Source organism: Clostridium sp. CM74B_53 (genome assembly GCF_036318045.1).
GTDB lineage: Bacteria > Bacillota > Clostridia > Lachnospirales > Lachnospiraceae > Pilosibacter.
The window spans coordinates 236,773-248,944 of sequence record NZ_JAWQDE010000003.1 but is presented as its reverse complement, the minus strand read 5'-3'; the positions used below and the strand labels follow the sequence as shown (position 1 = coordinate 248,944).

General features: G+C 49.7%; 11 protein-coding genes and 1 tRNA gene. 10 read left to right on the top strand and 2 right to left on the bottom strand.

The annotated features are described in order from the left end of the window. Window positions 1-124 precede the first annotated feature (124 nt). The 4 genes from V2546_RS04110 to V2546_RS04095 all read left to right on the top strand — a co-directional run bounded on the left by V2546_RS04110 (window position 125) and on the right by V2546_RS04095 (window position 3,762). On the top strand, window positions 125-355 hold the full coding sequence (locus tag V2546_RS04110) for a FeoA family protein (RefSeq protein ID WP_118298846.1): 231 nt from the start codon (window positions 125-127) through the stop codon (window positions 353-355). Continuing rightward, complete coding sequence (gene feoB / locus V2546_RS04105; RefSeq protein ID WP_329751607.1) at window positions 352-2,346, top strand: ferrous iron transport protein B; 1,995 nt, start codon at window positions 352-354, stop codon at window positions 2,344-2,346. The genes V2546_RS04110 and feoB overlap by 4 nt, the downstream gene beginning before the upstream one ends. Before the next feature lie 196 nt (window positions 2,347-2,542). Continuing rightward, complete coding sequence (locus V2546_RS04100; RefSeq protein WP_118529365.1) at window positions 2,543-3,319, top strand: threonine/serine exporter family protein; 777 nt, start codon at window positions 2,543-2,545, stop codon at window positions 3,317-3,319. Further along, the gene (locus tag V2546_RS04095; RefSeq protein WP_118298788.1) at window positions 3,316-3,762 is read left to right on the top strand and encodes a threonine/serine exporter family protein; all 447 of its coding nucleotides are present in this window, start codon (window positions 3,316-3,318) and stop codon (window positions 3,760-3,762) included. Before V2546_RS04100 ends, V2546_RS04095 begins: the two co-directional genes overlap by 4 nt. Window positions 3,763-3,810: 48 nt before the next feature. Here V2546_RS04095 and V2546_RS04090 read toward each other — a convergent pair whose 3' ends face one another. Next, window positions 3,811-4,737, bottom strand: a complete 927-nt coding sequence (locus V2546_RS04090) for a DUF5688 family protein (protein ID WP_329751606.1) — start codon at window positions 4,735-4,737, stop codon at window positions 3,811-3,813. 579 nt (window positions 4,738-5,316) lie between these two features. Between V2546_RS04090 and V2546_RS04085 the strand changes: the two genes are divergently transcribed. After that, a complete protein-coding gene (locus V2546_RS04085) occupies window positions 5,317-5,655 on the top strand; it encodes a cupin domain-containing protein (protein WP_118529594.1) in 339 nt (112 codons plus the stop codon). 161 nt (window positions 5,656-5,816) lie between these two features. On the opposite strand, the gene queA is transcribed toward V2546_RS04085, so the two are convergent. Continuing rightward, complete coding sequence (gene queA, locus V2546_RS04080) at window positions 5,817-6,842, bottom strand: tRNA preQ1(34) S-adenosylmethionine ribosyltransferase-isomerase QueA (RefSeq protein WP_215703126.1); 1,026 nt, start codon at window positions 6,840-6,842, stop codon at window positions 5,817-5,819. A gap of 230 nt (window positions 6,843-7,072) precedes the next feature. Here queA and V2546_RS04075 point away from each other — a divergent pair, with 230 nt between their 5' ends. The 5 genes from V2546_RS04075 to metA all read left to right on the top strand — a co-directional run bounded on the left by V2546_RS04075 (window position 7,073) and on the right by metA (window position 12,004). Further along, on the top strand, window positions 7,073-7,654 hold the full coding sequence (locus V2546_RS04075; RefSeq protein ID WP_117503506.1) for a cysteine peptidase family C39 domain-containing protein: 582 nt from the start codon (window positions 7,073-7,075) through the stop codon (window positions 7,652-7,654). A 221-nt stretch (window positions 7,655-7,875) separates the two neighbouring features. After that, window positions 7,876-7,947: transfer RNA gene (locus tag V2546_RS04070), tRNA-Arg, on the top strand. Between the two features lie 187 nt (window positions 7,948-8,134). Next, window positions 8,135-9,148, top strand: a complete 1,014-nt coding sequence (locus V2546_RS04065; RefSeq protein ID WP_486463557.1) for a pseudouridine synthase — start codon at window positions 8,135-8,137, stop codon at window positions 9,146-9,148. Next, complete coding sequence (gene ligA, locus V2546_RS04060) at window positions 9,124-11,094, top strand: NAD-dependent DNA ligase LigA (protein ID WP_215703127.1); 1,971 nt, start codon at window positions 9,124-9,126, stop codon at window positions 11,092-11,094. Before V2546_RS04065 ends, ligA begins: the two co-directional genes overlap by 25 nt. Next, on the top strand, window positions 11,084-12,004 hold the full coding sequence (metA, locus tag V2546_RS04055) for a homoserine O-acetyltransferase MetA (protein WP_329751605.1): 921 nt from the start codon (window positions 11,084-11,086) through the stop codon (window positions 12,002-12,004). Before ligA ends, metA begins: the two co-directional genes overlap by 11 nt. Window positions 12,005-12,172 lie beyond the last annotated feature (168 nt).

The window sequence follows — 12,172 nt, the reverse complement described above, 5'->3', positions numbered from 1 at the left end:
TGCCCGCACCGTGCGGACGAATGTACCGGAATACGATTATTGACAATTATTCTCAATAAGAATACAATATTTCCAGATGACAGGAAGACTGCTATCGACTATGATAATGAAGGATGGACACAGGATGAAACTTTATGAAGGAAAGATTGGCACAACGTACCTGGTCGAATCGGTTCATGTGGAAGATGCGATCAACCGGCGTCTGGAGGCGCTGGGTGTAAATGAGAATACTCCTCTTCTTGTGATGAACAAGAAAAACAGCGGAACGATGATCATCAAAGTCCGCGGAACCCGTCTGGCGCTTGGAAGGCGGATCACAGGCGGGATCGAAGTTAAAGAGGAGGCGGCATCATGAGTGGAACAGAAAGAACGATCAATGTCTGTTTTGTGGGAAACCCGAACTGCGGAAAGACAACCTTGTTCAATGCATTTACCGGTGCAAAATTAAAAGTGGCAAACTGGCCCGGCGTTACGGTAGAGCGGGTGGAAGGAGAGACGAGCTATAAGGGCAGAAAGATCCATGTGATCGATACGCCGGGTATCTACAGCCTGACTTCCTATACAATGGAAGAACTCGTCACAAGGCGCTGTATCGAGGAGGACGATGTGGATGTGATCATCAACGTCGTTGACGCGTCCTCACTGGAACGAAATCTGTATCTGACGCTGCAGCTTCTGGAATTAAAGAAACCAGTAATTCTGGCACTCAACATGATGGATATCATCGAAGAGCGCGGAATGGAGATCGATCTTCACCGTCTCCCGGAGATGCTGGGCTCGATCCCGGTCGTTCCGGTATCAGCGAGAAAGAGGACAGGACTCGATGTTCTGATGCATGCAGTGGTACATCATTATGAGGAAGGACCGCAGGGGGTGATCGTTCACTATGACAGGACGATCGAAGACCGGATCCAGAGAGTAGAGGATCTTCTCCGTGAAAAATATCCGGACCTGACGAACCTTCGCTGGCATGCGATCAAGATGCTCGAGTACGATAAGGAGGTCATGAAGGACCATCCGATCGAATTTGAGAGTATCGTTCCGGAAACTCTGGAAAAAGAGATCATCAATGAAAAGTATGACTATGTGGAATCGGTTGTCAACGAATGTCTCTTTAACAAAGAAGAAAAATCACAGATGACGGATCGGGTGGATCGTCTTTTGACGCATCCGGTTCTTGGAATTCCGGTATTTTTCGGGATCATGGCACTTGTATTTTTCCTGACGTTTACCGTCGGAGATTTCCTGAAAGGTTACTTTGAACAGGGACTGGAACTTTTATCGTCGAGTGTACTTTCAGGGCTGCAGGCTGCGGGTGCCTCCGACTGGGTGATCTCCCTTGTTGTTGATGGTGCACTTGCTGGAGTCGGAGGAATCCTGACATTTCTGCCGAATATTTTTATTCTTTTTCTCGCACTTGCATTCCTTGAGGACAGCGGATATATGGCGAGAGTGGCATATGTCATGAATGAGACGATGGGAATGGTCGGACTTTCCGGTCGTGCGTTCCTTCCGATGCTGTTAGGATTTGGCTGTACGGTTCCGGCAGTCATGGCGACAAGAGCGTTGGAAAACCAGAGAGACCGTTTAAAGACGATCCTCATCACGCCATTTATGTCATGTTCAGCAAGGCTGACGATCTATGTACTCCTTGCTGATATGTTTTTTCCGAAGTCGGCGATGTTAGTGGCATATTCCCTGTACCTTGTCGGAGTTGCGATGGCGATCATCATTGCGCTGATCGTACATAAAACGACAGACAGCAAGACAGAAAATGCCCTTTTGATCGAGCTTCCGGAATACAAGATCCCGAACTTGAGAACTGTAGCGATCTACGTCTGGGAGAAAGTAAAGGATTATCTGACAAAGGCAGGAACAACGATCTTTCTCGCATCGATCATTTTATGGTTTGTCATGAATGTGGGACCGACCGGATTCATCACAAACGTTGCGGACAGCTTTGCTGCAAAATTCGGTCAGATCCTGGTGCCGGTATTAAAACCGGTCGGACTCGGAAGCTGGCAGATCGCGGTAGCGCTGATCTCAGGAATTTCCGCTAAGGAGGTTGTTGTTTCAAGTATGTCCGTACTCTACGGGATCACAAACATCAACTCGGCAGCAGGAATGGCAGAACTTTTCGGAATCCTTGGGGGAACGGGATTCACGGCTGTCAACGCGTATGCACTGATGGTATTCTGCCTTCTCTATACACCGTGTATCGCCACGATCGCCACGATCAAACGTGAGACACAGTCCTGGAAATGGACCCTGGGGATGGTCGTATTCCAGCTGGTACTCGCCTGGATGGCGGCATTTGTCGTATTCCAGATCGGAAGCCGTCTGTGATCTTTGACAGAGCAAAAATATTGAGAAGCTCCCATCTTCTGACGAGCACTCAAAGGAAGCAGTCATTAGAAGAATAAGTGGGTGAAAAGAGAACAGTGCAACAAATCACGGTCAGGTTTGCGCTGATATGTCAGACTCTGTGAAATTACTGACCGTGGATCGGAACAAGAATCTGAAGGGGTAAAAGGGGTAACAGATGAACGAAAAAACTTTGCTTGAGGCCGTGGTGCTGGCAGGTGAGCTCATGCTTGTCAGCGGCGCGGAGATCTACAGAGTGGAAGATACTATGAACCATATGTTGAAACGCTCCGAGTATGAGCAGACGGAGACGATCGTATATGGAACAGGAATCTTTGTCACGTTAAGCGATCCGAATAAGGAACCGCTGACCCGGGTCAAACGTGTCGCGGACCGGTGTACAAGTATCAACCGGATCTGTCTGGTGAATGATGTGTCGCGCCATTTCTGTGAGGGAAAGATCACCGTGGAGGAGGCGCTGAGACAGCTGCGTGAGATCCAGTCACCGAAGACGATCCAGTATGACTGGCTGACACAGGGACTGGGGTACGTTGGGGTTTCGGCGTTTTTTGCCCCCATGTTCGGCGGATCCTTTGGAGACTTTCTGGCATCGATCGTAGTCGGTGTCTGCCTTGCGGTCGCGGCCTGGATCGGAAAGGCGCTGAAATTCAACGATTTCTGTTTTAATGCCTTTGGCGCCTTTGTGCTGGCATTTTCAGCCATGACGGTCTGTCATTCCTATCCGGGGCTGAATTCTGATACGATCATTGTCAGCGCTGTTATGCCTCTTGTCCCCGGGGTGACGTTTACGACGGCGATTCGTGATACATTGAACGGCGATTATGCTGCCGGTTCTGCGCGGATCCTCGAGGCGATCGTTGTGGGACTTGCGGTAGCATTTGGAGTCGGAGCAGGACTTGTCGCTGCACGCAGTCTGGAAGGAGGACTTTTATGATCATACAGGTATTCAGTGCGTTCTGGGCGATCGCGATGTTCTCGATCCTGACGGAAACTCCAAAGCGATTTTTACCATATGCCGCATTTTCCGGCGGTTTCGCCTGGTGGGCGTATTTGGTGATCAATAACCTGACACATTCCACTCTTCAGGCAACGTTTTTTTCAATCCTTGCAATGGCATTTTTAAGTCATATCCTGGCAAGGATCAAGAAAGCTCCGGTGACGGTTTTCCTGATCGCGGGAATCCTTCCGACAGTTCCGGGAGCAGGGATTTACCGGACTGTATATTATCTGATCCAGGGAGATCAGGCGCTTTCCACGCATTACCTGATCTCAACACTTCATACCGCAGGAGCGATCGCCCTGGCGATCTTTATTACAGATTCTGTCGTAAATCTCGTACATCTCTATCATGAAGGAAGTCATGCGAGAAGAAATTAGGCGGTGGGCTCGTTGGAAGCTTTGTGGGAGGTGTGCGGCAGGCGGGATCTACAAAAGAGCTTCGGAGTTGTCAGCGTAGATCTCCATCCGGTCGGTTTCTCTGCGGTAGCGGTACAGATGGTCAGAGAGAAAGTCTTCCGGCAGGATCGACTCGCGGTTGACATTCCGGATCGTATTGCAGAAGACATGGTAATCACGTTCCGTAAAAGCTTCAGAATCAGCAATGATCAGGACCTCGTGGATGCTGGAGGGAAGGATGAGAAGATCTTTCCCAAACGCATCCGCGAGGTCTTTTAATTTGTCCGGATAGAGTACGCAGGCGGCTCCGTGGTGAGCGGAACAGTTGGTAAGGACATAGAGCGTCGGAACCGGGCAGTCTTCCGGAACAAAATCGATGGAACCGGGGAAGTATTCCTCGATCACTGTCTCAAGGCGCCGGAAATTTGCCGGATAGATTCGGGGAGTATTTTCCGCTGCAAGCGAAAAAAGATCTTCCGGCGTCAAGTTCCAGGACGCGGACACCACGTTTGTGATGACGGAGCTGATCTGAGTTTCCCCTTCAGATTCTATGACCAGGGAGAAGATGACCGCGAGATCAAGGCAGGGGATCCAGGGAATCGTCTTTAAAAGTTCCTCGTTTTTATCCTGGGCGACGAGACGACAGGTGATCCGGTCCCGGAAATCTTCAAAATGGTTCAGGGAAGTTAGACCCGCCACGGAGAGCGGAAGTTCCGTATCAGTGATCGATACCATGTAATCGCAGAGCTCGGACATAGAATGTCCTTTTTCAAACTGTTCGTACAGCATCTCAAGGGAGATCACGGGAGAGCAGTGTTTTCCTGCTTTTAAGAGAGCCAGGGAGTCGAGGACGACCCCGTTGTTTTTCAGAACGTGTTCCCGGTGAATGGAATAGCCGGTGTCAAGCATGTTAAAAAGCTCTTCCTGCAGTGCAGCACAGAATTCTTCGTAGTTCATTGTAATACCTCCTGATGTGTTTTCAGATTCATAGATTTGATATTTGTGACGTGTAAGAATAGAATGTGTGTAACGATCCAGCCGGACGGATCCAGGGGATGAAGCTGGTCCCGGAGTTTACAGGTTGGTGGCCAGACATCGGGAAGAAGCTGCCGATGGAAATTTTTGTAAGGAAAGGATTGGACCGTTACGGATGTAAAACAAGTGAAAACACGCTTCGCGAGTTTTCACTTGTTATCGCGACAGTCGCCAAGGTCTCGCGTAAGCGCGGACTTTGGCTCGTTGTTCGCGTAAATAAAAGGATAGGTGTATTCTATCGAAATCCAGTTCGAAAATCAATCGTGATGATTCACAAGAATTGCCCCCTGAAATTGACACTCGGACGAAAAAATGTTGTATTTACAACATACAAAAGGAAGATATCGTGGTAGAATAGCAATAATATAATCCCAGGGGGCAAAAGTCAGAACTCTGATGCAAGTCTGCCCACAGAAAGATCTTTGCCCCTGGAATCCGGCAAGACTGATCCAGTTTAAGAGACGGATCATGGTAAGATCCGGACGGAAAGGAAAAAGAAAAATGGCTTTTATCAAAAATATCGACCATGAAAAAGTTTTAAACCTTGCTTCTCAGATCACAGCAGCACCGGGACAGATCGTCAGCAAGACACTTGCCCAGAATAAGGCAGTTAGTCTGACATTGTTTGCGTTCTCCAAAGGTGAGGAGATCAGCACGCACGATTCTACCGGCGATGCGATGGTTCATGTGATCGAAGGCGTCGGTCAGTTCACCGTAGACGGTGTGGAACATATCTGCAAAGCCGGAGATGTTCTCGTTATGCCGGCGAAGAAACCGCATGCAGTGTTTGCAAAAGAAGATTTCAAGATGCTGCTTACTGTGGTATTTCCGTTGGATTGATCGTTATTCTGGATTCTCTGGAAAAAGGATGTGCTCTGACAGAGCCGGGTGCCCTGCAGCAGGAGAGCAGGAAAATTTTCCGGAGAACAAAAAAGGTTGCTGTAACCCCAAAAGATCCCTGTGTGATCGGAAAGTCACACAGGGATCTTTGACATCATTGGTCAATGAATAAACATCGCATCTCCAAAACTGAAGAACCGATATTTTTCACGGATTGCTTCCTGATATGCGTTCAGAATGTGTTCCCGTCCGGCAAGTGCGGATACGAGCATTACGAGAGTGGATTCCGGGAGATGGAAGTTTGTGATCAGGCAGTCCAGAATCTTAAATTTGTATCCCGGATAGATAAAGATCTCAGTCCAGCCGCTTCCGGCTTTCAGGATCCCGTCATCGCCGGTTGCAGATTCCAGGGTACGGCAGCTCGTAGTTCCGACACAGATCACGCGTCCGCCGTCTGCCTTGGTATCGTTGATCTTCTTTGCCTCGGACTCCTCTACGATATAGAATTCAGAGTGCATGTGATGATCTTCGATGGTATCGACCTTTACCGGGCGGAAGGTTCCGAGACCTACGTGAAGTGTTACATGAGCGATCTTAACTCCCATGTCCTCGATCTCCTGCAAAAGCTCCTTTGTGAAATGCAGACCGGCTGTCGGGGCAGCTGCAGAGCCCTCATGTTTCGCGTATACAGTCTGATAGCGGTTCTTATCTTTTAACTGGTGCGTGATGTACGGGGGCAGCGGCATCTGGCCAAGCTTGTCAAGAATCTCCTCGAAGATCCCGTCATATTCAAACTGGATCAGGCGGTTTCCTTCATCGACGACATCGATGACTTTTCCTTTTAAAAGTCCGTCACCGAAGGATACTTCTGCGCCGACCTTCATCTTTTTACCCGGCTTTACAAGAGTTTCCCAGACATTGTCGGATTTTCTCTTTAAAAGAAGAACTTCGATTCCGGCATCTGTTCCGACCTTATGTCCCATGAGACGCGCCGGGATAACTTTTGTATCGTTGATAACAAGGCAGTCGCCCTTTTTCAGGTAATGCAGAATATCGCGGAAATGACGGTGTTCCATTTCTCCGGTCTTTTTATCTAATACAAGCAGCCGGGAAGCAGAACGGTCCTCAAGCGGATCCTGCGCGATCAGTTCCGGCGGCAGTTCAAAGTTAAAATCTGTTACATTCATTTCTCTATCTCCTGTCTGGCATCTTTATCAAAAAGTTCCATGCCATTGTAGCAGAATCGGGAAGAAAAATCAATGAGGCGCGAAGGAATATGGGGAAAATCGGTGATCATCTGCAAAAGGCTCGGACATCAGCCGGGAAATAAAAATATATCTTGTTGTTTTAAGATTCCGGTGGTACGATAGGAAAATCAAAAGCATGGTACATGCGGCAATCGGAAGGAGCAGTTGTAATGAAATATATCAATCAGTTAGAACACAGAGATATCCCCTATGAACATAATTTGGACCACGGCGGAGTGCCGGAGGAGAAGCGGAATGTGGCTGCAGCAGGCTGCGGACCGAGCTGTCTGTGCATGATGGTGGATGCGCTGACTCTGTCAACCTATGAACTCACAGACTGCCTGAAATTATCCAATGAGGTTGGCGCGAACCGTGAGATCGGAACGAGCCTGAAGATCCTGGGCCCCGTCGTTGCGGAAAGGTTTAACCTGAATTATGGGGAAACGAGTGATCTGAATGAACTGAAGGCGCACCTGGCAAAAGGCGGACTCGCCATCGCAAATTCCGGCGGAGACCGGGAAGGGTATACCGGGGTGTTCACTCATGGAGGACATTACATCCTCGTTGTATCGGCCGATGACAATGAGGCGTGCATTCTGGATCCGTCCTATAAAGAAGGAAAATATGAGGAGCCGGGCAGGGATGGAAAAGCGAGAGCCGTAGATGGCTTTGTTTACTGCAGCCTGAAAGTTCTTGCAGAGGACTGCGCAAACCGTACTCCGTCCTACTATCTGTTTTCAAGAAAGCATTAAAAATATGAAAAGCGCGGCAGCCGGGAAATGGAAAAGCAGTGCACCTGGAACTGCCGCGCATTCATGCGAAGATGCAGATCATCGTAAGCGACCGCGCGGGACTCCGGAAGGTGCCAGGACGCATGCATCCTTAGTTTAGAAAAATTGAGTGAAAAAATATACAAAAAAATAATTCTCATCCCCTTGCATGAATCAAAAAATTATTGTATACTATTAGAGATGCATCTGTAGCTCAGTGGATAGAGCAGTGGCCTCCGGAGCCGCGTGCGTAGGTTCGATTCCTATCAGATGCATTTTTTTATGCGTCCGTCAGATCGGGAAAATGTCCTGACCCTGATGGGCGTTTTTTCTTGCATTCATACTCCGGAAACGATATAATGGGTCCAAAAAGGAAAATAAGCGTTACAGTGCGTGCTCATGGAGCGCCCGTGTACTGTAACAAATAAGCTGCAGTTGAGAATATAAAAAGGGAGAAAGAGATTGGAAGGAACGATTCGTTTAAATAAATATCTGAGTGATGCAGGCGTCTGCTCGAGAAGAGAGGCAGACCGGCTTGTGGAGAATGGAAAAGTCATGGTGGATGGTGAAGTTGCTGTGATGGGAATGCAGATCCGCCCGGGACAGAAGGTGGTCTGTGACGGAAAGCCGGTGGGAGAGAAGGAAAAACCGGTATTCCTGATCGTAAATAAGCCCCGTGGGATCGTCTGCACGACTTCGGATAAGGATCATGCAGAAAATATCGTCGAGTTTTTAAACTATCCCCAGAGGATCTATCCGGTCGGACGTCTTGATAAGGATTCCGAGGGACTTCTCCTGATGACAAATCAGGGAGATATCGTCAACAAGATCCTGCGCGGCGGAAATGCGCATGAAAAAGAGTACGCGGTGGCTGTCGATCATCTGGTGACGGAAGAATTTTTAAAGCAGATGTGCGAAGGCGTCCGCATTGAGGATCTCGACGTGACGACAAAGCCATGCCGCGCGTGGAAGACCGGAAGCCACACGTTCCATATCGTCCTGACGCAGGGATTAAACCGACAGATCCGCCGGATGTGCCGTGCGCTCGATTATCATGTGATGAATCTGAAACGCGTGCGTATCATGAACATCCAGCTGGGTACATTAAAGCGCGGGGAGTACCGGGAGCTGACGGAAAAAGAGCTGAGCGATCTGATGAAACTGGTGGAAGGTTCGACGAATCTTCCGGCGAGAGAAGCTGCGAAGATCGGAAAACTGGTGGATCCGGCAAAAGCGGCCGGAAAAACAGCCCGCTCCGGATATCAGGGAAAGAAGAACGACAGGAAACCGTTTGTAAAAAATGGTGAGAGAAAGCCGTTCGAGAAGAAGAGCGGAACCGGAAAGGTCTGGAGAAATGTCCGCGAGGACAGCGAAAAGAAGCCGGAAAAGAAAGTCCCCGCATCCCCGGAAAGCTGGAAACCGGGTGCGCCGGAGCGCAAGGAGCATAAAATATGGACGACAAGATCAAGAGGATGAAGGAGCTGATCCCGCTTCTCTCTGAGGCATCGAAAGCCTATTATCAGGAGAGCCGCGAGATCATGAGCAACTTCGAATATGACAGGCTTTACGACGAACTCCTGAAACTGGAACAGGAGACAGGGACGGTGTTTGCCGGAAGTCCGACCCAGAAAGTCGGATATGAAGTCTTAAGTGAACTTCCGAAAGAGCGCCATGAGCGGCCGATGCTTTCTCTGAATAAGACGAAAAGCGTTGACGAGCTTCGGGAATGGCTCGGCGGACAGAAAGGACTTTTGTCCTGGAAGATGGACGGGCTGACTGTGGTCCTGACATATGAGGACGGGGTCCTTGCGAAGGCGGTCACACGCGGAAACGGCGAGATCGGCGAGGTGATCACGCCGAATGCCCGGACGTTTATCAATATTCCGACCTCGATCCCGTATAAGGGTCAGCTGATCCTGCGCGGGGAAGCGGTCATCAGCTATTCAGATTTTGAAAAGTTAAACGATTCCATCGCAGATGTGGATGCGAAGTACAAGAATCCGCGAAATCTCTGCAGCGGTTCCGTGCGCCAGCTGAACAGTGAGATCACGGCATCCAGAAACGTCCGTTTTATGGCGTTTGCACTGGTGCGGGCGGAGGGCGTTGACTTTAAAAATTCGAGAAAAGAGCAGTTTTTGTGGCTCTCCGGCCTGGGATTTGAGACGGTCGAGTTCGTGGAGGTGACGGCAGAGACACTCTCCGATGCAGTCCGCGGATTTGCGGAGAAGATCGAACATTACGATATCCCGTCGGATGGTCTTGTACTGCTTTATGATGATATCGCCTATGGACAGTCGCTTGGGCGGACGGCGAAATTCCCGAGGGATTCCATCGCTTTCAAATGGGCGGACGAGATCCAGGAGACAACGCTTTCCTACATCGAGTGGAGTGCGTCGAGAACAGGACTCATCAATCCGGTCGCCGTGTTCGAACCGGTGGAGCTTGAGGGAACGACGGTGAGCCGCGCCAGTGTCCATAACATCAGTATCATGGAAGGACTGGAGCTGGGGGCCGGGGACAGGATTACGGTCTACAAGGCGAACATGATCATCCCACAGATCTCGGACAACCTGACAAGAAGCGGCGTCCGTGATATCCCGAAGATCTGTCCGGTCTGCGGCGGGGCGACGGAGATCCGCAGTGTGAATGATGTGAAGTCCCTCTACTGCACAAATCCGGAGTGTCAGGCGAAAAAGATCAAGAGCTTTGACCTGTTTGTGAGCAGGGATGCGCTGAATATCGACGGACTTTCCGAGATGACGCTGGAGAAGTTTATCGCAGCGGGATTCATCCATGAATTCGATGATATCTTCCATCTGGACCGTCACCGCGATGCCATCGTGACGATGGAGGGATTCGGGGAGAAATCCTATGAGAATCTTATTCAGGCGGCGAAGACTGCGTCCCATACGACGCTGCCGCGGCTGATCTTTGGACTCGGGATCGCGGGGATCGGTCTTGCGAATGCGAAAGTGATCTGCCGCCATTTCGATTTTGACCTGAACGCCATGCGCGGGGCCGACGCGGAGGAGCTTTGCTCCATCGACGGGATCGGCGGTGTGCTCGCGGATGCGTGGGTGAAGTACTTTAAGAATGATAAGAACAATGAGATACTGGATCATCTGCTGGCGGATCTGACTTTTGAAAATGAAGTGAGAAATGAGGAACAGACGCTGGCCGGAAAGACTTTCGTGATCACAGGCTCCGTTGAACATTTTGCGAACCGCAAGGAACTGCAGGAGAAGATCGAGTCTCTCGGCGGAAAAGCCGCAGGCTCCGTGTCTGCGAAGACCAGTTATCTGATCAATAATGATGTGACATCCAATTCGTCAAAGAATAAGAAGGCAAGAGAACTTGGCATTCCGATCCTTTCCGAAGAGGATTTCCTGAAGATGATAGGAGAGGAAAAAAATGCCGATTAAAATACAGAATGGATTGCCGGCAAGAGCGATCCTTGAGAGTGAGAACGTATTTATCATGGATGAGGATCGTGCCCAGAGCCAGGATATCCGTCCGCTGGAGATCCTGATCTTAAACCTCATGCCGTTAAAGGAGGACACTGAGACACAGCTTCTCAGAGCGCTGTCCAACACCCCGCTGCAGGTGGAATGTACGTACATGACGATGTCGACCCATGAGTCGACGCATACCTCCGCGAGCCACTTAAATAAATTCTATGTGACTTTCCCGGAGATCCGCAAGAAACATTTCGATGGAATGATCATCACCGGAGCACCGGTGGAACTGATGGAGTATGAGGAGGTCAACTACTGGCCGGAGCTGACGCAGATCATGGAGTGGAGCAAGACGCATATGACCTCCACGATGCATCTCTGCTGGGGCGCGCAGGCGGGCTTATATTATCATTACGGAATCCCGAAGCACCTGATGAAAAAGAAGCTTTCCGGTATCTTTACCCAGAAGGCGCTGGACAAGCGGGTTCCGCTCCTGAGAAGTTTTGATGATTACTTCAAGTGCCCGCATTCCCGTTACACGGAAGTCCGCGAGGAGGATATCTTAAAGCATCCGGAACTCCGGATCCTCGCGAAATCCGACGAGGCAGGCGTATTCCTCGTGATGAACCAGGACGGCAGCCAGATCTTCGTCCAGGGCCATCCGGAGTACGACCGCATGACCTTAAACAATGAGTATCACCGTGACCTCAACAAAGGTCTGAATCCGGCACTTCCGCTCCACTACTACGAGCACGACGATCCGTTCTCGGTTCCGCCGCTCCTGTGGAGAAATATGGCGAACACGCTGTATACGAACTGGCTGAATTATTATGTTTACCAGGTTACTCCGTATACGTTGGCGGAGGATGCGGAATAAAACACAGAAGCACCTTAATTTTATGAGGATGATAGGATGTTTTGCCCCAGATTGGGGTATAAGAGGCTGTAAGAAATTCAAAGATATTGAACGGGAAGAGAAAGTGATAAGTGAAGGGCATATCGGATGGGAGAAAATCCTGTCCGATATGCCCTTTTAAAATACATT